Origin of the sequence: Rhodovulum iodosum, from assembly GCF_041020385.1 — a bacterium.
In the GTDB taxonomy this organism is placed as follows: domain Bacteria; phylum Pseudomonadota; class Alphaproteobacteria; order Rhodobacterales; family Rhodobacteraceae; genus Rhodovulum; species Rhodovulum iodosum.
Genome location: NZ_JBEHHI010000005.1, coordinates 1 through 20,445 on the forward strand (window position 1 = coordinate 1; position 20,445 = coordinate 20,445).

Consider the following 20,445-nt stretch of genomic DNA (forward strand, 5'->3'; position numbering starts at 1 on the left):
CGCGTAGCGCCCCGCCAGGCGGCCCGGGTCGCCCAGCATCCGCCAGGCCCATTCCAGCGCGAGGCGCTGCACCCAGACCGGCGCCCGCCGCTGGCTGCCGGCGATGAAGTCGAGCCCGGCCCCGATCGAGACGAACCCGCATCCCGGCAGGCGCGCGGCCCCGCGGGCGGCCAGGCGTTCCTGTTTCGGCGCCCCGAGCGCCAGAAAGCACAGCCGCGCGCCGGCCGCCGCGGCGGTGTCCAGCACCGCACCGGCTTCGGCCCCATCGGGGTCGAATCCGAAGGGCGGCGCGATCCGGGCCACGATGCCGAGCCCCGGATGATCGGCGGCCAGCCGTGCCGCGGCGCTGTCCAGCGTTTCCTGCGTCGCGCCGATCAGGGCCACCGGCACGCCCAGCCGCCCCGCCAGCCCGGCCAGCGGCTGCACCAGTTCGGAGCCGGGCACCAGCTCGACCCGCCGCCCGGCCAGCCGCGACAGCCAGACGATCGGGTTGCCGTCGGCCACCACATGGCTGTGCGCCAGATAGGCGGCGCGAAAGGCGGGGTCGCGGCGCAGCTTGACCGCATGGTCGAGATTGAGCGTGGCGAGCGTAAACCCCCGGCCCGCGCGCAGCCGCGCCTCGAGATCGGTCATCAGGGCGGCGCGGGTGGGGGCGGTGATCCGCACTGTCGCCGCAGAGTCATCCGCCGCCGCTGCGCCGAAGGAGATCGCGTCGGTCAAAGCATCGCTCCGCTCGCTTGTGTCGGCTCTTGGATGGTGCTGTGGCGCTGATGTCGCCCAGGTCCGGGGTGGCCCGGACGGGCCGCCGGGATAGTCGCGCCGCATCCATGGTTTTGTCAACGCCCTGGCGGGAGAGGCCGAAAATCCGTGCGATGCCGGGCAGGGGCGTATAGAAATCACCCAAGGCCCCCGGCCGCTCGCGACCGCCTTTCCACCCCGAGGAATCCCCCCCGTTTCCATGACGCCCGATCCGGCCTTGTTCAGCGTGATCCTGCCCGCCAACAACGAGGCGGGCCATATCCGGGCCTGTCTGTCGGCGCTGCTGGCCCAGGACGCGGCGGCGGGCCCGGTTCAGGCGATCGTGGCCGCCAATGCCTGCACCGACGGAACCGAAGACATCGTGCAGGCCATGGTGCCCGATTTCGCCGCCCGCGGCTGGGACCTGACCTGTCTCTCGATCGCCGCGCCGGGCAAGACCAATGCGCTGAACCGGGCCGAGGCGGCGGCGGCGGGCGCCTTGCGCGCCTATCTCGACGCCGACGTGGTCTGCGATACCGGCCTGTTCGGCCAGCTGCGCGCGGCGCTGGCCGCCGACCGGCCGCTCTATGCCACCGGAACGCTTGCCATCGCGCCGGCCGCCAGCCGCTTTACCCGCGCCTATGCGCGGTTCTGGGCGGGGCTGCCCTTCGTGCAGGGCGGCGCGGTGGGGGCGGGGCTGTTCGCGGTCAACGCCGCGGGCCGGGCGCGCTGGGGCGCCTTTCCCGATATCATTTCCGACGACACGTTCGTGCGGCTCCACTTCGCCCCGGCCGAGCGGATCGAGGTGCCCGCCCGCTATCACTGGCCGATGGTGGAAGGGTTCTCGCGGCTGGTGCGGGTGCGCCGGCGCCAGGATGCCGGGGTGGACGAGCTGCGCGCCCGCATGCCCGGGCTGATGGAAAACGAGGCCAAGGCGCCGCTGACGGCGGGGCGCCTGTTGCGCCTGGCAGGCCGCCACCCGGCCGGGTTCGCCGCCTATATGGCGGTGCATCTGGCGGTGCGCACGCGGCCGCAGGAACCGGGTTGGAGCCGCGGCCGATGACCGGGAAAAAGGCACGAGTCATGCACAAAACCGCCCCCGTGGCCTATCTGACCGGCGAGTATCCCAAGGTCTCGCACACCTTCATCCAGCGCGAGATCGCCGCGCTGCGCGCCACCGGCCAGGAGGTAATCACCTGCACCATTCGCCGGGCCCCCGAAAGGGACGTGGTCGGCGAGGACCAGAAGGCCGAGCAACGCGCCACCTGGTGCGTGCTGGAGGCCGCCAAGAACCCGCTCCGCCTGCTCTGGGCGCATCTGTCGGCGCTGCTGCGTGCGCCGCGGCGCTGGTTCTCGGCGCTGCGCCTGGCGTGGACGAGCTGTCCGCCGGGGGGCAGGGCGGCGCTCTGGCAGGTGTTCTATTTCCTCGAGGCGGCGGTGCTGGCGCAGTATCTGCGCCGCAAGGGCGCGGCCCATCTGCACAACCATTTCGCCAATTCCAGCTGCTCGGTGGCGATGCTGGCCTCGGAGATGTCGGGCATCCCGTTCAGCTTTACCCTGCACGGGCCCGCGATCTTCTTCGAGCCGATGTATTGGCGCATCGACGAGAAGATCGCGCGCGCCGCCTTCGTGTCCTGCATCAGCCATTTCTGCCGCTCGCAGGCGATGTTCTTTTCCGACCGGGCGCATTGGGACCGGCTGCGCATCGTCCATTGCGGGGTCGACCCGGCCCGCTACGGCCAGCGCCCGCGCGCCGGCTTCGGCCAGCGGGTGCTGTTCATCGGCCGGCTGGACGCGGTCAAGGGCGTGCCGCTGCTGCTGGAGGCGTTCGCGCGGCTGCGGCCGGCCCATCCCGGGGCCACGCTGTGCATCATCGGCGACGGGCCGCACCGCGCCGCGCTGGAGCAGCAGGCCCGCGCCCTGGGGCTGGACCCCGCGTCGGTGTTTCTGGGCTACCGCCCGCAGGCCGAGGTCGCGGCGCTTCTGGAAGAGGCCGACATGCTGGTCCTGCCGAGCTTTGCCGAGGGCGTGCCGGTGGTGCTGATGGAGGCGATGGCCAGCCGCATCCCGGTCATCGCCAGCCAGGTCGCCGGGGTCGGCGAACTGGTCGAGGATGGCCGCAGCGGTTTCATAATTCCGCCCGGAGACGTCGATAGCCTGGCCGAACGGCTCGACAGGCTTTTGTCCGACCCCGAGCTGTGCCGGCGCATGGGCGCGGCGGGGCGCGGCCAGGTCGAGGCCGCGTTCGACATCGACCGCGAGGCGGCCTGGCTGGCGCGGCTTTTCGCCGGCCAGCAGGCCGGTGCGCTGCCCGCCGGGCTGCGCCCGGAGGCACAAGGCGGGACCGAAAGCGCCGCCTGAGGCGGCAACGGGACCAGGAAGGGGGACCGCGATGAGCGAAGGCGAGACCGGGAAGCTGGCGCTTCTGACATGCTCCATGGCCCGCGATGTGGAGCTCTTCGCGCTTCTTGCCGACAGCGTCGATGCCTGCGTGGATGCGCAGATCCGCCACCGGGTGGTCGTGCCCGGCGCCGATATCGCCACGTTCCGCCGCTTCGGCTCTGCCCGGCGCGAGATCATTGCCCAGGAAGACGTGCTGCCGATGCGCGTGGTCAAGCTGCCGGCGGCGTTGAAATACCTCGCGCCGCTGGCCGGCACCTTCCGCCGGCCGATCTACCTGGACCGGCGGCTGAAACTGGTCCGCGGCTGGATCCTGCAGCAGCTTCTCAAGATCGAGATGGCGCGCACCGCCCGGGAGGCGGCGCTGCTGCATGTGGACAGCGATGTCTTCTTTTTCCGCCCGCTGCAGGCTGCGGACGCCTTTACACGGGGCCGGCCCCCGTTCTTTCGCATCGACGGCGTGCCGGCCAACCCCGCGCACCAGACCTGGATCGACGCCGCCGCGCGGCTGCTGGGGCTGCCCCCCGGCACCCCCCATGCCCGGCACTACGTGGAAAACTGCGTCCCCTGGAGCAGCGCCGTCGCCCGTGCCCTGACCGACCGCATCGAGGCGGTGCATGGCCAGCCCTGGCACCGCGCCGTGCTGGGCGAACCGGCCCTGTCGGAATATTATCTCTACGGCCTCTTCGTCGACCGGCTGCAGGGCGAGGCCGGGCTCGCGCCCACCGATGTCTCGTTTTGCAGCTCGTTCTGGCCGGGGCAGGAGGATGCGCCGTTTTCGCTCGACGACCAACTCGCCACGCTGCGCGAAGGCCAGGTCGCGCTGGCCGTGCAATCGACCCATCCGCTCAGCCCCGACGACCGCCGGCGCATCTACCGCACCGCCCGGACCCGTTTCGAGGACGGCAACTAGCCCCGCCGCCCGCATCACAGGAAAGACCGTCAGACCGCCCAGATGCCCAACACCTTCGCCTATATCGCCCTGTTCGCCTGGCCGCTGGTCGTGGCCGTGCTGTTCATGCGGCTGCCGCTGCCCAAGGCGCTGGTCTGGTCGCTCCTCGGCGGCTACCTGCTGTTGCCCGAGGACACCGTCGTCAACCTGCCGCTGCTGCCGACCTGGAACAAGGCGCTGGCCGCCAGCCTGCCGGCGGCGATCATGTGCCTGATCGTGACGCGCCGGGAGCGGGCGGTGCAGCGCGCGACGGGCGCGCGCAAGGAGGTGGCGCCGCCGCGGCGCTGGGGGCGGATTTCCGCGACGCTTCTCGTGGTGATGCTGTGCGCGCCGGTGCTGACCATGCTGACCAATACCGAGCCGCTGATCGTCGGGCCGCGCTATCTGCGCGGGCTCACCCTTTACGATGCCGGCGCGATGGTGATGAACACCGCGATCCTGCTGCTGCCGTTCTTCCTGGCGCGGCGGTATCTCGACAGCCGCGAGGCGCAGATCGCGCTGTTGCAGGCGCTGGTGTTCGGCGCGCTTGCCTATTCGCTGCTGATGCTGGTCGAGATCCGGATCAGCCCGCAATTGCACCGCATGCTCTACGGCTTTCACCAGCACCAGTTCATCCAGCATATCCGGGGCGGGGACTATCGCCCGATGGTGTTCTTGCAGCACGGGCTGCGGGTGGGGATCTTCATCGCCATGTGCTGCCTGGCCGCGCTCGCGCTTTTCCGCACGGCGCGCGCGGCTCCCGTTTCCGCCGGTGCGGGGCCGGATCGGCGGGCGCATCCGGGCGGGGCGGTGCGATGGTTGCTCGCCGCGCTCTGGCTTTTCGTCATCCTGCTGATCTCGAAGAATTTCGGCGCGACGCTGATCATGCTGGCGCTGCTGCCGGTCGCGCTGCTGACGGGGCCGCGCAGCCAGGTCGTGGTGGCCGCGCTGCTGGCCGGGACGGTGCTGGTCTACCCGGCGCTGCGCGGCGGCGGCGTGATCCCCGTCCAGGCCGTGGAACAGGCGATCGCCACCGTCGATGCCGAGCGCGCGGGATCGTTCGGGTTCCGCCTGCGGCAAGAGCAAAGCCTGCTGGAACATGCCAACCGAAAACCGGTTTTCGGCTGGGGCATCTGGGGGCGGTCGCGTCTCTACGACCCGCGGAGCGGGACCGATATCAGCACCACCGATGGCTCGTGGATCCTGGTCATGGGGGGGCACGGATGGGTCGGCTACCTGGCGCGCTTCGGGCTTCTGGCGCTGCCGGTGCTGATGCTGGCCCGGCGCCGCGAACAGGCCAGGTTAGACCCTGTTTCGGCCGGGCTGGCCCTGATTCTGGCGGCCAATCTCGTCGATCTCGTCCCCAATTCCTCGATGTCGCCGCTGCTCTGGCTGGTGGCGGGCGCGCTGCTCGGCCGGTGCGAGCGGGTGCGGGCGTCGGACCCGGCCGCGGGCCCTGAGACGGCCCCGCGCGGGCCGCCGGCATATGCCCGCCGCCGCAGCGGGCGGGACCGGCAGGCGGCAGGGTCGAGACAGCGAACATGACGGTCACCGTTTACGCCACCCCCACCCCGAAACCGGCCTGGGCGCCGGTCACGCATCTGGCGCGGCTCATGGCCCGCCTGCTGGACGCGGAGCTGCGCGATCTGCCGCCGATGCGGCGGGGCTGGCGCAAGCAGCTGCGCCTGGCGCTGCGGCCGATGCCGCGCGGCGGCGAGGACATCGCCATCGTGCTGGCGCGCGGCGCCCTGGAGCTGGACCTTCTCGCAGATCTCGGTGCCCTCGGCCGGCCGCACCGGCACCGGGCGGTCTGGATCATCGACAGTTTCGACACCCAGTTCCTGCCCCCCGCCCCGGTGCTGCGCGGCTTCGACACGATCGGGTTTTCCCAGGGCTACGACCGGGCCCATTACGAACGGCTGTTCGGCACCCGCGCGCTGCAGCTGGGCTGGGGGAGCGATGCGCTGGATCTCGGCGCCGCGGCCTGCGGCGCCCCGGCGATGGCCGCGCGGCCCTTCGACGTGCTGCGCGTCGGGCGCCAGCCCCCGGCCTGGGAGGACGACACGCGCAGCGAAGCGGCCTGTGCCGCGGCCGGGCTGCGCTTTCACGGCCGCCCGCCCTTCGCCGAGCGGCCCGAAGCGGCGCTGCCGCACCTGATGGGCTGGTATGCCCGCACGAAATTCGTGATCGCCCATTCCAACCTGGCCGCACCGGCGCCCTACACCCACCCTTCCAAGGAATACATCACCGCCCGCTGGACCGACGCCCTGGCGGCCGGCGCCTCGGTGGCCGGATGCCAGCCGCGCAGCGACCTGGACCTGGTCGACTGGCCCGGCGCCACGCTCGATTTCGACCGGATCGACCTGGCCGAGAATGTCGCGCAGCTGCGCGCGGCGGTGGCAGAGCGGGGCCCGTCGGCGGCGCTGAACAACCATGTTCAGGCCCTGCGCCGGCTGGACTGGCGCTGGCGCATCAAGGCGCTGGCCGACCGCATGGGCCTGCACGCCCCCGCGCTGGAGGCCGACCTGGCGCGGCTGCGCCAGGCGATCGCGGCGGGGCAGGGGGCGCTGCAGGACGGGCCCGGTCAGACCCGGGTGTCATAGCCCCAGCGCGCCAGCCGCCGGCCATAGGCCAGCCGGATCGCCGCCGTCTGCGCGCGCCCCAGCCGCAAGCGCGCGGGATCGTTCCATTGCGCGAAATACTTTGCATTGCTCGACCGGATCTCCCGGTCCAGCAGATCCTCGGGCGGCAGGCCGGCAAAGGCGCAGATCCGCCGCAGCCCGTCTTCGGGGGCGGCGCAGAAATCCTCGTAGCGGATCGTCATGCTCTGTTTCAAATGGCGGGAATCGGCGGCGAAGACCTCGTGGCAGATCAGCCAGTTCGTCACGAACTGGAAGGCCGGCCGGTTGGCCGACCATTTCGAAATCGCCATCGCCTGGGCGAAGGGATGTCGTGTGATCAAGACGAAGGCCGCGTCGGGGAAATAGTATTGCAGCAGGCGCGTGGCCGTGATGTAGGGCGGGGATTTTTCCAGCAGGACGGGTTTTTCCAGGTTCCAGTGCGGCGCCCAGGCCTGCCACAGCTGCCGCGCCGCCTCGGGGGTGGCCAGGGGCGATGCCTCGGTACGGTGAAACCCTTTCCTGAACGCCAGCGCGCCGACGCCGCCGATCCTCGGGATCACGTCTTGCAGGTATTGCCCCTCGTCCATCGGGGCGCCGGTGTCCTGCAGCCCCGAAACCTGGCTGTGCCGCGCCAGCAGTTTCGACAAGAGCGTGGTCCCGCTTCGGTGCAGGCCGACCACGAAGAGCATCCTGCGCCCCTGGGGTCCGGGGCCGGTCTCGGGGCCGGTCATGGCCGCCCCCCACGCGCCTGCAAAAGGGCCGTGACCCGGTCATGGGCGGCGCGCGCCTCGTCGAGCCGGGGAATGTCCGGGGCGTCTTGCGCGGCCGCCTCGCGGCGCAGGATCCGGCCGGACCTGATATTCTCCGACCCGTCGCCGACCCCCCATTTGCCGGTGGTCGAGGTGAGGCGGTACTGTTCGCTCAGCGGCTGGCGGAGGCCCAGAAAGGCGGTTAGCCGCCCGAGATCCTCTTGTGGATGGGCGACGAGGCTGTCGTAGCGCACCGTCAGGCAGGGCAGGCCGGCCGGCAGCGCGCCGATGAACGCGCAGATCTCGCCCAGGCGGTTGATGTAGTAATCCGCGGCATGGGCCAGTTTCGCCTCGTCGGGCGGGGCGCCGTCATAGAACAGCCGGGCCAGAGAGACGATGTTGCCCTCGGGCCGGCGCAGCATGAAGACGAATTTCGGGTCGCACCAGGGCACCACCCGCTCGGGATGCGGCATGTGCGAACGGTGCAGCACCTTGTCGAGCATGTAGATGTCGCGCCGGGGCAGCCGCCCGCCAAAGCGGAAGATCCAGTAGCCGAGTTCGGAAATGCTGCGCGGGTCGGTGTAGTGGACGTGGGATTCGCCATAGCCCGCGATGCCGTCATTGGCGATCAGCACATGGCTCAGCATCGACGACCCCGACCGCATGCAGCCGATGACGAAGATCGTCCGCGGCCGCCGGCCGGCCCCGGGCAGGACGGGCCGCAGCGCCCGAAAGGCGATTTCATGATGTATGCGCACGTCTCTCCTGCCGCCTTGGGGTCAGTTCCGGGGGCCGGCGCCGGGCCGGGTCAATGGGGGCGCAGCCGGTTGCGCAGTTTGCGCAGCCGCGCCGCGAAGGGAAGCCTGTCCTGCCATTTCCGCTCTCCGATATCGGTCCGTGACGACCGCTGCACGATCAGCTGCTCGCGCGCGGCCAGGGTGCGCAGCTCCGGCGCCTGCCGGCGAAACCAGCTATAGGCGCCGTCCACATGCATCGGGCCGCCGTCGGGGTCGCCGGGCGGGCGGGCCAGCATGGCCTCGAGATAGGGCACCAGCCGGGCGATCGCGCTCTGGCGCAGCATCATCGCATGGGTCGTGCCCAGCCCGGTTTCGGCCGGAACAGGGACGAAATCGTCGCCCGGCGCGCCGACCCCGGCGATCGGCTTGCGCGCCTCGTAGCCGAAATAGACGATGTCCCACCCGGCGCGGTCTATCGCCTCTGCCCGGTCCGCGCCCATCGCCACGAAGGCGTCGGTGAAATCGGCGTCGTCCTCGAGGATGACGATCCGCGCCAGCCCGCGCTGCAGCGCGTCGCGCAAAATGCCCAGGTGGCTGAGAAAACAGCCCCGCGCGCCGATCGAGGGAAAGCCGTCCGGGGCCTCGGGCCGCACCGCGGGAAACAGCACCACGGGGGGGGCGTCGAGCGACAGGCCCACCCGCGCCAGCTCGGCCGCCATCTCGTCCCGGCGATCCCCGCGCTCGGGCAGGTTGATCACATAGACGGCGTCGGTCCGCGACAGCAGGGCGTGGTGGGGCATGGGAGGGGCTGAAATCCGTGGCGTCGGGGGCACCTTAGCACAGCGCCGCGGTGCCGCAATCGGGCAGGCGCGGGGCGCGCGGCGGGGGCGCTCCGGCTGCCGGAATATCGTCCCAGAATGGACTGCCGAAGGCCCAACAGCTGTGCTAAGCCCGACCCAACAGATTGCCTCGGTCAACCGGATTCATGGACAAAGCTGCAGGGCTGCCAGCGGCCGAAATTTCGGTCATCATCGTCAATTGCGGCACCGCCGCCCCGTTCCGGGCCCATGCGGCGCGGCCGGCCGCACCGGCCGAAGTGGGCGAAGCGGCCGAAGCGGGCGACCGCCGGACGGAGGTGCCGTGACCGAGTCATCCCGAAATACGCTCGACCTGGTTGTGTCGATCATCAATTACCGCACCGCGCGGCTGACGCTGGACTGCGTGGCCTCGGTGCTGGCCGACATCGCCCGCACCCCGGGGCTTGCGGCCCATGTGGTCGTGGTCGACAACGCCTCGGGCGACGGGTCGGATGCGGTCATCGCCGATTGGATCGCGGGGCAGGGGCCCGATCTGCCGGTCACGCTGGTGCGCTCGCCCACCAATTCGGGGTTTTCGGGCGGGCACAACCAGGGCATCGCGGCGCGGGCGGCGCGCTTCTACCTGGTGCTGAATTCCGACGCGGTGCTGCGCCCGGGCTTCTTCGCCGCGATCCTGGCCGCGGCGGACGCGGCACCCGCGGCCGGGCTTTTCGCGCCCCGGCTGGAAGACGAGGACGGCACCGGGCAGATCAGCTGCTTCCGCTTTCCCTGCCCGATGAGCGAGTTGATCCGCGGCGCCTGCACCGGCCCGGTGACCAGGCTGCTGGCGCGCTACGACGTGCCGCTCGACATGCCCCCCGCCGCCGACCGGATCGGCTGGGCCAGCTTTGCCTGCATCCTGTTGCGCGCCGAGATGGTGGCCGCGATCGGCCCGATGGACGAGGGGTACTTCCTTTATTTCGAGGATGCCGAATACTGCCTGCGGGCGCGGCGCGCGGGCTGGTCGATCCGCTATGTGCCCGAGGCGCGCGCGGTGCATTTCCGCGGCGGCAGCGCCCCGGTCAAGAGCCTGGCCAAGGCGCGCCGGCGCCTGCCGCCCTATTTCTACGCTTCGCGCAGCCGCTTCCTGCGCCAGGCCCACGGGCCGGCGGGGCCGGTCGCGGCCAACCTTGCCTGGCACTTCGGCCGCGCCCTGGCGCAGCTGCGGGTGCTGGCCGGCAAGCCGCGGCCGCGCGCCGTGGAGGCCGAGGCGCGCGACATCTGGATCAACGTCCGCCACCCGCTGGGCGACCGGCGCGCACCGGAAGGGAGCTGAGGCGATGGCGTTGCCCGATTACCTGATCATCGGCGCGATGAAATGCGGCACCAGCACGCTGGCGGCCCAGCTGGAGGCGCAGCCGGGGATGTTCATGACCACCCCGAAAGAGCCGAATTTCTTTTCCGACGACGCGGTCTTTGCCCGCGGCCCGGGCTGGTACGAGGCGCTGTTCGACGCCGCCGCGCCCGGCGACCTGAAAGGCGAGGCCAGCACCCATTACACCAAGCTGCCCACCCATCCCGACACGCTGGCGCGGCTCGCCGCCATGCTCGAGGCGCCAAAGCTGATCTACCTGATCCGCGACCCGGTGGCGCGTGCCGTGTCGCATTACATCCACGGCTGGAGCATGGGCGAGATCGCCGACGAGATCGGCCCGGCGCTGACGCACCATCCCGAGCTGGTTTCCTATGGCTGCTACGGCATGCAGATCGCGCCCTGGATCGCACGGTTCGGGCGTGACAGGGTCTTTGTCGGCACGCTGAACGAGATGCAGCGTAACCCCCAGCGCTTCCTGGATCGGGTCGGCGCCTTCCTGGACCGCCCCGGGCTGGTCTGGCAGGCCGATCTGGGCCGCGTGAACGCCTCGGCCGAGCGCATCCGGCGCTTGCCGCTGCACGGGCTTCTCGTCGACAATCCGCTAGCCACCGCGCTGCGCCGGACAATGGTGCCCCAGGCCCTGCGCGACCGGGTCAAGGCGGCCCGGCAGATGCAGACCCGCCCCGAGATCCCGGCCCGGGATCTGGCCCGGGCGAAGGCCGTCTTCGCCGAGGACCGCGACCGGCTGATGGCGCTGTTTCCCGGCCGGCCCGACCTGGCCGACTGCTACACGTGCCTCCAGCCATGAGCGCGCGGCCCGCCATCGCAGCCGTCGTGATCGGCCGCAACGAAGGCGCCCGGCTGCTGCGCGGCCTGGAGGCGCTCTGCGGGCAGGTGGGGCGCATCGTCTATGTCGATTCCGGCTCCACCGACGGCTCGGTCGCCGCGGCGCGGGCGGCCGGCGCCGAGGTGGTCGAGCTCGACCTGGCCGCCCCCTTTACCGCGGCGCGGGCGCGCAATGCGGGGCTGGCACGCCTGGGCGCCGGCGACCCGCCCGATTTCGTGCAGTTCATCGACGGCGATTGCGAGCTGCAGCCGGGCTGGATCGACACCGCGCTTTCCTTTCTGCAGGCCCATCCGCAGGCGGCCGTGGCCTGCGGGCGGCGGCGCGAACGCTTTCCCGACGCGTCGGTCTACAACCGCCTGTGCGACCGGGAATGGGACACGCCCGTGGGCCAGACCAAGGCCTGCGGCGGCGATGCGCTGATGCGCCGGACGGCGCTCGACGCGGTCGGGGGGTTCGATCCGCGGCTGATCGCCGGCGAAGAGCCGGAGCTGTGCGTGCGGCTGCGCGCGCAGGGCTGGCAGATCTGGCGGCTGGACGCGGAAATGACCCTGCACGACGCGGCGATGACCCGGCTGGGGCAGTTCTGGAACCGCGCCCGCCGCGCCGGCCACGCCTGGGCCGAGGGCGCGGCGCTGCACGGGCGGCCGCCCGAACGCCACGGCGTGGCCGGGATGCGCCGGGCGCTGGCCTGGGGGGCGGCGCTGCCGGCCGGTATCCTGGCGCTGGCGTTGCTGGCCGGCCCCGGGGCGCTGGCGCTGCTGGCGCTCTATCCCGCCCAGGTCGTCCGGCTGGCGCTGCGCGCGGGCGGCCGCCGCGCCGACTGGCAATGGGCCGCGCTGGTCACGCTGTCTAAATTTGCAGAGGCCCAGGGGATCGCCGAGTATCACTGGCGCCGCGGGCTCGGGCGCCCCGCCCGCCTGATCGAATACAAATGAGGCTGCCGCAGATGTTTGCAAAATACCGGATCGCGGGCCTGATGCCGGGCCGGAACTCGCTGGGCCGGCGGGTGTTCCGGGCCGGCGGCTGGAGCATGGTGCAGATCCTCTCGACCCATACCTTCCGCCTGGTCAGCAACCTGATCATGACCCGGCTGCTGCTGCCCGAGGCCTTCGGCCTGATGGCCATGGTCGGCACGGTGCTGACCGCCTTCAGCCTGTTTTCGGAAATCGGCATCGACCGGTCGATCATGCGCGAACGCGACGGCGACGATCCGCATTTCCTGCGCGTGGCCTGGGTGGTCAAGATGGGGCGCTTCGCGGTGATCGCCATCGCCGTGCTGCTGGCGGCCGGGGCGCTGGCGCTGCTGGCCCCCGGCCTGGCGCCGCCCGGCACCGTCTATGCCGACCCGCGGCTGCCCGGTCTGATCGCGCTGTCGGCGCTGTCGGCGCTGTCGCCGCTGATGCTGGGCGGGGTCTCGACCTGCCGCGACCTGACGCTGCGGCGGCTGGAAAACCGGCGCTACGCGCTGGTGATGATCGCCTCGCAGGCCCTGTCGCTGTTGTGCATGCTCGGCTTTGCCCAGCTCAGCCCGACGGTCTGGGCGCTGATGGCCGGGATGCTGTCGAAAAGCCTGTTCGTGCTCATCGCCTCGCACATCTTCTATCCCGGCCCCCGGATGCGCTTTGAATGGGACGCCGAGATCGCCCGGCGGCTGTGGACCTTCGGCAAGTTCCTGATGGGATCGTCGGTCTTTTCCTTCCTGTCGAACCACGCCGACAAGCTGATCCTGGGCAGCCTTCTGGGGGCGGGGACCTTCGGGCTTTATGTCATCGCCCAGATCTGGGTCATGGCGGGGCGCCAGCTGATCAACCGGCTCAGCAACCATGTCGGCTTTCCCGCCGTCAGCGAGATCATGCGCGACCGCCCGCAGGACCTGCCGCGTCTTTACCGCAAGTTCCAGACCGTGATCGACCTCTTCTGCCTCGGCGCTTTCCTGGCCTTCTTCTTCCTCGGGCGGCAGATGATGAACTTTCTCTATACCGAGCAATACGCGGTCGCCGGGCAGTATGTGCAGCTGATGTCCATCGCCTTTCTGGTGATGCGCTTCCAGACCCTGAACGGTCTGGTGATGAATACCGGCAATACCCGGGCGATCATGCTGATCGCGATGGTCCGCGGGGTCGCGATCTGCCTGACGGTGCCCCTGGGCTTTCATCTGCTGGGGATCGAGGGCGCGATCCTGGCGGCCAGCCTCAACCAGCTGCTGACCGCGCCCTACACGCTGGCCCTGCTGCGCCCCGTCCTGGGCGCGCGCCAGATCCTGTTCGATACCGCCTGGTTCGTCGCGGCGGTGGCCGCCGCGGCGCTTGTTTACCTGGCGGTCTGATCCGGCGCGGAGGTTCCCCTGCGCGATCTTGCAGCGCAGCCCCGGGCGGCGCGAAATCAGGCCCTATCCCGGCCGGATCACCCTGTCGCCCGGCGGGCGGGGCGCCGCTCAGGACAGGCCGGTGATGCCCGTCGCCGTGGTCCCGGTGGCCAGCACCCGCACCACCCGGATCGGAAAGGGAATGCCGGCGGCGACATGGATGTCGCCGGTCTGGCCGGTCACGGTCACCACCCGCACGCTGCCCGCGCCGGCCACGTTCAGCGCCCGCGTCACCCGGGCCAGATCGGCGGTGTCGCTGGGGGTGATCGGCTCGAGATGCAGGGCGGGGCTCTGCAGGCCGGGCTGGAAGTCGAGGAAGGCGTCGTGGGGCATCGGGCTGTCTCCGCAGGATGGGCCGGGCCGCGCGCGGGGCCCGGGCATGCGCACAAGGCTAGGCACCGGCCGGTGAACGGGGCGCAAAGCCACCGCACGCCCCCGCCCGGCACGCTTGGCTTGGGGTGGGGCGTTGAGTAGAGAAGGGGCGCGCGGGTGCCGCCCGCGGCCGGAAAACGGGCGAGGACAGGTGAATGAGCAGGATTGAGCGCGCCTTGCGCCGCGCGGTGCGCCGGATGCGATACGACCCGGCGATGAAGTTCCAGGTCGTGGGCGAACGCTGCTCGGGCACCAATTTCGCGCATCACCTGATCCGCGCCAATGTCACCAACAACCCCTGCCAGGCCTATGGCTGGAAGCATGGCTTTCCGCTGTTCATCGCCGCCCCGCGCGACGTGGTTTTCGTGGTGATGTTCCGCGAGGCGCTGCCCTGGCTGAAAAGCATGTACCAAAAACCCTGGCACAGTACCGAGGCGCTGCGCGCGCTGGCGTTTTCCGACTTCATCCGGGCCGAATGGGACGCGACCATCGACAAGCCCGGCTGGTTCGCGCTGGAAGAGGACGACAAGCGCGCCGGGCTGCCCCTGCAATACGACCGCAACCCGCTGGACGGGTCGCGCTTTGCCAACATCCTGGAAATGAGGGGCATGAAGATGCGCGCCATGCTGGGGCTGAAGACGCGCGGCGCCAAGGTCGTCTTTCGCACCCATGCCGAGCTGACCCAGAACCCCGAGGCGCTGATCGAAGAGCTGGCCGGCACGTTCGGGCTGAGCAGGAAACCCGGCTTCACCGTGCCCGAGGGTCATTTCGGCTGGGTCTGGAACGAGCGCAAGGCATGGCTGGGCCCCGGCCCGATCGAGATTTCCGACGCGGACATGGCCTTTATCGACAGCCAGATCGACCCCGCGCTGGAACGCGCAGCCGGGCTGGACTGGCCGCCGCAGGCGGGCTGAGCGCGCCGGTCAACTGTCGGGAAAACAGACCGGGACGAGCCCCGGCAGATCGGCCAGGACCTGCGCCTCGAGCGCGTCGAGAAAGGCGTAGCGGCGGCGGTAGAGCGAGCGTTTCTTGGCCTTCAGCGTGTCCATGTCGCGCCGCTCGGGGGTGGCCGAGAGGCGGTAGAACTCCGGCCCGTCGGGCACCCCGCCCCGGTCCTGCCAGATCGCGTCGTAATCCTGCGGAAACTGGGTCTTGCCGAAATAGGGATGGCGGTGGTGGCGCATCGCCTCGCTGACGCCCAGCAGGGTATCGGCCTGCATGTAGCGGCACAGGATGCGCACCAGCTCCAGCGTGAAGTCGCGCGGCCGCAGCCCGTGGGCGGCCTTGGTCAGGTCGCGGTAGAGGTCGGTCACGCCCTCGCGGTTGCGCCCCTGCACGCCGCCGATCAGCACCCGCCGCCGCCCGTCCGCGGCGCGCTCGGGCGCGAAGGCGATCGAGAAGGCGCGGAAACTGCCGACGAACAGGTTGACCGACAGCACCCCCTCGCGCATCAGCCAGCGCGGCTGGTCCAGAACGATCCGCAGGCCGGGATAGAGCGCGTCCAGGTCGGCCAGGACCAGGCGCTGGTCGATCGAAAAGGGAAACGGCAGGCCCAGCTGGTCGATCTCGGCGTAATGGGCGGTCATGCGGTCCAGCCGCTCGGCCACGCCCCAGCCGGCGCAGAGATAGGGCCAGATCAGCACGCCCAGCGTTTCGGGCCGTTCGGCCAGCACCCGGCCCAGGGCCCCGTCGGGCGGGGCCTCGAGCATCCGGACGACCCGGCCGCGATGGGCCAGCCCGGCCGCGACCAGCCGCGCCCGGTTGCGGGCATCGCCCGGCCGCCGGCGCGGCAGGGACCGGTCCGCCGTGCGCCACAGGATGCGCGTGGTCGTGATCAGATCCATGTCGGCCCCGCTCGATCTGTGCCCGGCGCGGCGGGCCGCCCCGCGCGGCCGGTAAAAGGTTTTCGTCACCCCGGCCCCCGGGATCGCCGTTCAGTAATAACCGTAATCGCTGCCGTAGGAGTCGCCCGCGAAATTGCACTTGTTCAGCACCACGCCGAGAACGGCCGTGATATCGGCGACCTGGCGCTCGATCGCGTCGAGCTGGCTGATCGGCGTCCGCTCGGCCTCGGCCACGATCAGCGCGCAATCGACCTGGCGCAGAAAGCCGATCGCGTCGTCGGAGCCCAGAAGCGGCGGCATGTCGAACAGCAGGGTATCGGGCGCATAGGCCTGCTCCAGTTCCGCCAGCAGGTCGGCCGTGCGCCTGCTCTGCAACAGCTCGGAGGACTTGCGCGCAGCCTCGTGGTTCAGGCCGAAGATCAGGTTGTCCCCATGGCACAGCCCGTGATCGGCGAAGGGCACCCGCCCCTCGATCACCGCCGCCATGTTGTGGCGGGGCATATGGCCGAGCGTCTTGGCCAGGGTCGGTCGGCGCAGGTCGAAATCGAGCGCGATGGTATGCGTATCGCTCTGCCGGCCGAGCGCGAAGGCGAGATTGGCCACCATCGTCGTCTTGCCCGCGCCGGGGCTGGGCGAGACCACCGCGATGCGCCGCCAGCCCGGCTCGCGGATCTGCTGCAGCACCCGGGTGCGCAACAGGTCGAACGGGGCTGCCGCGCTGTCGCCGCCGAAGGGCACGACACGGTTGCGCGCCAGCAGCGCCTGGTGGATTTCCAGCGGCTCCATCGCGATCCAGTTGCCTCGCGGCCCCCGGCCGGAACGGGACATCGGGGCGGTCTCGCCGCCGGGCGTCCCCGAAGACGTCGCCGCGCGGCGGCTGGCGCGGGCCTTTTCCAACGCGATCTGGAGCCGTTCCATTTGTCTTTCCTCCTTGTGCGACGGGGGGTCAGCCCCGCACCCCCAGCTTGTTCATCACCCGCTCGGCGATCAGGTCGAGCGGCAGGTAATAGGTATGCACCGCGTAGATCGCGGCCGGAATCGCGGCCAGGATGGCCAGCACCGTGACGACCATCAGCGCCCGGCGGCGGCCGCGCTGGCCGCGGGTGCGCATGTAGGGGATCGTCGCCAGCGGCGTGATGCCCAGCCGGTTGACCAGATCGGCCGGCCGCCGCGCGGTGCTGTTCAAAAGTTCCATGAGCACGATCAGCGCGATACCCGCCCCCAGGCCCAGCCCGACGCCCATGCCCGCCAGCTTGACGCGGTTGGGCCGCGTCGGCTCGGACGGTACGGCGGGCTGTTCGATCACCGTCACCCGCTGACCGCGGGACAGGTTTTCGATCCGCTCGCCGGTCGAGGCGGTGGCCAGCCGGCCCACGGCGGTGTTGTACTGGTCGCGGATATTGGCGTAGTCGCGCTCCAGCGCCTCCAGGGTGATGGCGTTGGCCGGGGTCCGCGCGATCGACTCCGCCAGCTCGGCCAGCTCGGCCTCGAGGTCGGTCTTGCGCGCCTGCAGCGTTTCGATCCGGGCGTCGATCTCGGCCATCTGGAGATCGAACATCGAGCGGGCCGGGTCGGTGCCGGTTTCCGGCGCGGCCCCGGACTGTGCCTCGAGCAGCCGCCGCCGCGCCTGTTCCATCCGGCCGCGCAACAGCTTGATGCGCGGGTTTTCCTCGGAATAGACCAGCAGCGCGTCGGCCAGCTCGCGCTCCAGCCTGGCCAGTTCCTGTTCCTCGGGGCTGAGCTGGCCGGTGCCGTCCAGCCCCTCGATGCGCCCGGTCGCCTCGAAGATCTGGCGCAGCCGGCCGCGCTGGTCGCGCAGCGTGGCCACGTCGCGGTCGATCTGCGCCACCTGTTCGCGCAGGGCCACCTGCTGGCTGCGGCGGTATTCCATGCTCTCGGGCAGGGCATCGGCATTCTCGGTCTTGAACCGGAGGATCTGCGCGCTCTGGGCGTCCAGTTCCTCGTTCAGCCGCGCCACCTCCTGCTGGAAGAATTGCTGGGTCTGCGCCGCCCGCCGGGTGCGGAACTCGGCGTTTTCCTGCAGGATCAGGGTCAGGTACTCGTTCAGCACCCCAGCCGCGGTCTGTGCCCGGGGCGCCTCGAAGCTGATCGTCATCAGCGTCGCCGCGTCGCGCCGCGACGAGCGCCGGATGCTGGTGCGCGCCCGCATCGCCGCGACGATCTCGTCGGGGTTCATCTTGTCCTGGTCTTCGAGCACGTCCAGCTGACGCGCGATCCCCAGCAGGTTGGCCCGGGTCAGCAACCGCGTCTCGAAGATCTGCAGCTGTTCCTGGGGCTCCATCTGCACGGTGGATGTCGCCAGCCGGTCGGGGATCTGTGCCGATTCCACCAGAAGGCGCGTCTGGCTGACATAGGCCGGCGGCAAGGTCAGCGCCACCGCGATCGCCACCCCCGAAATCAGCCCCGCAACCACCAGAAACAGCGGCAGGCGGCGCAGGAAAATCGAGAGATAGTACCGGAAATCCGACATCAGACGGCGTCCTCCACATCACTTCCGGTGCCGAAATAGACACCGTCCGAAATAACCCCGCGCACCGTCTCGACGGTGACCGCGGGTGTTTCACCACTCCAGGCATAGAGCATGGAGAAATCGCAAAGCTGGTTGATCAGGCGGGGCACGCCCCCGGTCTGTTCTTGGATCAGTTCGACCGCCTCGGGCGTGAATTCCGCCCCCGACCCGCCTGCGGCGCGCAACCTGTGGGCGATATACTCCTTCACCGTCTCCAGATCCATCGGCCCGATATGAAAGCTCGCCGCCACCCGCTGGGCGAGCTGGCGCATCTCGGGCCGGCGGATGGTGTCGCGCAGCTCGGGCTGGCCGACCAGGACCAGCTGGATCAGCTCGTCCTTGTTGGCGTTGATGTTGGTCAGCATGCGGATCTCTTCGAGCCCCTCGACCGAAAGGTTCTGCGCCTCGTCGATGATCAGCGCCACGCGCCGCCCGGCGGCATATTCGGCGACCAGGAAATCCTGCAGGGTCTGGAACATCCGCACATAGCTCTTCTGGCTGTCGGGGAACTCGATGCCGAAGGCGTTGAGCACCCATTGCAACAGCTCGCCCCGGCCGCCCTGCGCGTTCGAGATCAGCCCCACGGTCAGCTCGTCCTCCATGCGGGCCAGAAGCGCCTGCACCAGCGTCGTCTTGCCCGAGCCGATCTCGCCGGTGACCATCGTGATCGGCGACCGCGACAGGATACCGAACTCCAGCACCGAAAAGGCGCGCAGGTGCTGGCGGGACCAGAACAGGAATTCGGGATCGGGCAAGAGCGTGAAGGGACGCTCCTTCAGCCCGAAGAACTCCGCATACATGGATTCCGTCGCCATAATTCCGCCGTTCTTGTCCTGTCGGTCAGGCCGCGGCGCCTAAACGCGTCCACCTTCGTCCCCTTTCAATACGGGCAGCCCGCAAGCGGATAAAGAGGGCGCCGCCGCCCCGGGCCAAAAACGTCGCGATTCGCTGAACATGTTGAAAATCGGCAGGCCAATCCCTGCGAACCGCCCGGATTATGCATCGCCGCGGGGCGCGGGCGGGGCCGGGATGCGATTCTCTGCCTGCGGCCAGCCGCCGCGCCGTCCGGCGGGCTTCTACAATCTGCACGCTTTCCGGGAGATTGGTATCGATTCGCGGACAAAGCGGCGCGGGCCGTTCGGGCCGCGTTTCGGGCGTCGTTCGGAAAAGTGTCTGGAAACAGTCTGTTAATGGCCAAATTATGGCACTTTAACAAAAGATTTCGTTTACTTTTGGGCAGACAAGGCGCACGAATGAGGCATGTGCCATGAAGATTTCCTTACCCAGTCTTCCTGCGATTTCCGGGAACGTGTCTGCTCCGGGGCATCGGCTTTTTTCAGCCCCACCATCCAACACCAAACCGCATTTGACCCCGAAAGCTGCTGTCATGACCCTTTATCTTCGTGACCTTCCCCTCGCCGAGCCGGCCGAAACGGCCCGCGTCGAGGTCACGGCGCCTGCCGGCGGCGCGATTTACGCCGATCGCCTCAAGCGTGTCTTCGACATCGTTTTCGTGGTCGGCGTCCTGGTGCTGGCCGCGCCGATCCTGGTGCCGCTCTTTCTGCTGATCCTCGGCATCGTCGCGCTCGACGGGCATTCGCCGATCTATCGCCAGCGCCGGGTGGGCCGCGACGGGCGCGTCTACGACATGCTCAAGGTGCGCACCATGGTGCCCGATGCCGACGCCCGCCTGCAGGCGCATCTCGAGGCCGACCCGGCCGCGCGCGCCGAATGGGGCAGCCTGCAAAAGCTGCGCAGCGACCCGCGCATCACCCGCTTCGGCCAGTTCCTGCGCAAATCCTCGCTCGACGAGATGCCGCAGCTGTGGAACGTGATGAAGGGCGAGATGAGCCTCGTCGGCCCGCGCCCGATGATGGAGAACCAGAAGGCGCTCTATCCCGGCCGCGCCTATTACAGGATGCGCCCGGGCATCACCGGGCTCTGGCAGGTCTCCGACCGCAACCATTCCACCTTTGCCGACCGCGCCGTGTTCGATGCCGAATACCATGCGCGGCTCAGCTTCTGGACCGATCTGCGCATCCTCGCCCGCACCGTGAGCGTGGTCCTGCGCGGCACCGGCTGCTGATCGGGAAAAACAGTTTTTCCCGATCCGGACGCTGGCGGGCAACGACAGCACAC

Annotated in this window: 21 protein-coding genes; 12 read left to right on the top strand and 9 right to left on the bottom strand. The window is 70.0% G+C overall.

The window, feature by feature from the left end; translation table 11 throughout:
- Positions 1-720: WecB/TagA/CpsF family glycosyltransferase (locus tag Ga0609869_RS18015; RefSeq protein ID WP_498073160.1), on the bottom strand; the 720-nt coding region annotated here is incomplete at its 3' end.
- A 238-nt stretch (positions 721-958) separates the two neighbouring features.
- Here Ga0609869_RS18015 and Ga0609869_RS18020 point away from each other — a divergent pair.
- From Ga0609869_RS18020 to Ga0609869_RS18040, 5 genes are read left to right on the top strand one after another with little or no spacing between them, the layout of a single operon-like run.
- A complete protein-coding gene (locus tag Ga0609869_RS18020; RefSeq protein WP_125403210.1) occupies positions 959-1,801 on the top strand; it encodes a glycosyltransferase family 2 protein in 843 nt (280 codons plus the stop codon).
- Between the two features lie 20 nt (positions 1,802-1,821).
- Positions 1,822-3,099: a glycosyltransferase family 4 protein gene (locus Ga0609869_RS18025; protein ID WP_125403209.1), complete on the top strand. Its 1,278-nt coding sequence runs from the start codon at positions 1,822-1,824 to the stop codon at positions 3,097-3,099.
- Between the two features lie 31 nt (positions 3,100-3,130).
- Positions 3,131-4,051: a DUF6492 family protein gene (locus tag Ga0609869_RS18030; protein ID WP_125403208.1), complete on the top strand. Its 921-nt coding sequence runs from the start codon at positions 3,131-3,133 to the stop codon at positions 4,049-4,051.
- Positions 4,052-4,093: 42 nt separating this feature from the next.
- A complete protein-coding gene (locus Ga0609869_RS18035; protein WP_125403207.1) occupies positions 4,094-5,614 on the top strand; it encodes an O-antigen ligase family protein in 1,521 nt (506 codons plus the stop codon).
- Positions 5,611-6,672 (top strand): hypothetical protein, encoded by a 1,062-nt coding sequence (locus Ga0609869_RS18040; protein WP_125403206.1) that lies wholly within the window; start codon positions 5,611-5,613, stop codon positions 6,670-6,672. The genes Ga0609869_RS18035 and Ga0609869_RS18040 overlap by 4 nt, the downstream gene beginning before the upstream one ends.
- Here the strand turns inward: Ga0609869_RS18040 and Ga0609869_RS18045 are convergent.
- From Ga0609869_RS18045 to Ga0609869_RS18055, 3 genes are read right to left on the bottom strand one after another with little or no spacing between them, the layout of a single operon-like run.
- A complete protein-coding gene (locus Ga0609869_RS18045; protein WP_125403205.1) occupies positions 6,654-7,421 on the bottom strand; it encodes a sulfotransferase family protein in 768 nt (255 codons plus the stop codon). The genes Ga0609869_RS18040 and Ga0609869_RS18045 overlap by 19 nt on opposite strands.
- Positions 7,418-8,197, bottom strand: a complete 780-nt coding sequence (locus tag Ga0609869_RS18050; RefSeq protein WP_125403204.1) for a sulfotransferase family protein — start codon at positions 8,195-8,197, stop codon at positions 7,418-7,420. Before Ga0609869_RS18050 ends, Ga0609869_RS18045 begins: the two co-directional genes overlap by 4 nt.
- Before the next feature lie 50 nt (positions 8,198-8,247).
- Complete coding sequence (locus tag Ga0609869_RS18055; protein ID WP_125403203.1) at positions 8,248-8,976, bottom strand: glycosyltransferase family 25 protein; 729 nt, start codon at positions 8,974-8,976, stop codon at positions 8,248-8,250.
- Between the two features lie 185 nt (positions 8,977-9,161).
- Here Ga0609869_RS18055 and Ga0609869_RS18060 point away from each other — a divergent pair, with 185 nt between their 5' ends.
- The 5 genes from Ga0609869_RS18060 to Ga0609869_RS18080 are packed head-to-tail and all read left to right on the top strand — an operon-like array spanning position 9,162 to position 13,521.
- Positions 9,162-9,320, top strand: coding sequence for a hypothetical protein (locus tag Ga0609869_RS18060; RefSeq protein ID WP_245972081.1), 159 nt, complete (start codon positions 9,162-9,164; stop codon positions 9,318-9,320).
- Positions 9,317-10,309: a glycosyltransferase family 2 protein gene (locus tag Ga0609869_RS18065; RefSeq protein WP_245972079.1), complete on the top strand. Its 993-nt coding sequence runs from the start codon at positions 9,317-9,319 to the stop codon at positions 10,307-10,309. The genes Ga0609869_RS18060 and Ga0609869_RS18065 overlap by 4 nt, the downstream gene beginning before the upstream one ends.
- A 4-nt stretch (positions 10,310-10,313) precedes the next feature.
- A complete protein-coding gene (locus Ga0609869_RS18070; protein ID WP_125403201.1) occupies positions 10,314-11,156 on the top strand; it encodes a sulfotransferase domain-containing protein in 843 nt (280 codons plus the stop codon).
- Positions 11,153-12,130 (top strand): glycosyltransferase family 2 protein, encoded by a 978-nt coding sequence (locus tag Ga0609869_RS18075; RefSeq protein ID WP_125403200.1) that lies wholly within the window; start codon positions 11,153-11,155, stop codon positions 12,128-12,130. The genes Ga0609869_RS18070 and Ga0609869_RS18075 overlap by 4 nt, the downstream gene beginning before the upstream one ends.
- A gap of 11 nt (positions 12,131-12,141) precedes the next feature.
- Positions 12,142-13,521: an oligosaccharide flippase family protein gene (locus tag Ga0609869_RS18080; protein ID WP_125403199.1), complete on the top strand. Its 1,380-nt coding sequence runs from the start codon at positions 12,142-12,144 to the stop codon at positions 13,519-13,521.
- Between the two features lie 108 nt (positions 13,522-13,629).
- On the opposite strand, the gene Ga0609869_RS18085 is transcribed toward Ga0609869_RS18080, so the two are convergent.
- Entirely contained in the window at positions 13,630-13,893 is a 264-nt protein-coding gene (locus Ga0609869_RS18085; RefSeq protein WP_125403198.1) for a spike base protein, RCAP_Rcc01079 family, read from the bottom strand.
- Positions 13,894-14,087: 194 nt separating this feature from the next.
- Between Ga0609869_RS18085 and Ga0609869_RS18090 the strand changes: the two genes are divergently transcribed.
- Positions 14,088-14,846, top strand: coding sequence for a hypothetical protein (locus Ga0609869_RS18090; protein WP_125403197.1), 759 nt, complete (start codon positions 14,088-14,090; stop codon positions 14,844-14,846).
- 9 nt (positions 14,847-14,855) lie between these two features.
- Here Ga0609869_RS18090 and Ga0609869_RS18095 read toward each other — a convergent pair whose 3' ends face one another.
- The 4 genes from Ga0609869_RS18095 to Ga0609869_RS18110 all read right to left on the bottom strand — a co-directional run bounded on the left by Ga0609869_RS18095 (position 14,856) and on the right by Ga0609869_RS18110 (position 19,106).
- Positions 14,856-15,776 carry a VirK/YbjX family protein gene (locus tag Ga0609869_RS18095; protein ID WP_125403196.1) on the bottom strand — a complete coding sequence of 307 codons (921 nt, stop codon included), beginning with the start codon at positions 15,774-15,776 and terminating at the stop codon, positions 14,856-14,858.
- A 90-nt stretch (positions 15,777-15,866) separates the two neighbouring features.
- The gene (locus Ga0609869_RS18100; protein WP_125403195.1) at positions 15,867-16,694 is read right to left on the bottom strand and encodes a CpsD/CapB family tyrosine-protein kinase; all 828 of its coding nucleotides are present in this window, start codon (positions 16,692-16,694) and stop codon (positions 15,867-15,869) included.
- Positions 16,695-16,722: 28 nt separating this feature from the next.
- Positions 16,723-18,267: a GumC family protein gene (locus Ga0609869_RS18105; protein ID WP_125403194.1), complete on the bottom strand. Its 1,545-nt coding sequence runs from the start codon at positions 18,265-18,267 to the stop codon at positions 16,723-16,725.
- The gene (locus Ga0609869_RS18110) at positions 18,267-19,106 is read right to left on the bottom strand and encodes an ExeA family protein (RefSeq protein ID WP_245972078.1); all 840 of its coding nucleotides are present in this window, start codon (positions 19,104-19,106) and stop codon (positions 18,267-18,269) included. The genes Ga0609869_RS18105 and Ga0609869_RS18110 overlap by 1 nt, the downstream gene beginning before the upstream one ends.
- 587 nt (positions 19,107-19,693) lie before the next feature.
- Between Ga0609869_RS18110 and Ga0609869_RS18115 the strand changes: the two genes are divergently transcribed.
- The gene (locus tag Ga0609869_RS18115; RefSeq protein ID WP_125403192.1) at positions 19,694-20,392 is read left to right on the top strand and encodes a sugar transferase; all 699 of its coding nucleotides are present in this window, start codon (positions 19,694-19,696) and stop codon (positions 20,390-20,392) included.
- Positions 20,393-20,445: the final 53 nt, after the last annotated feature.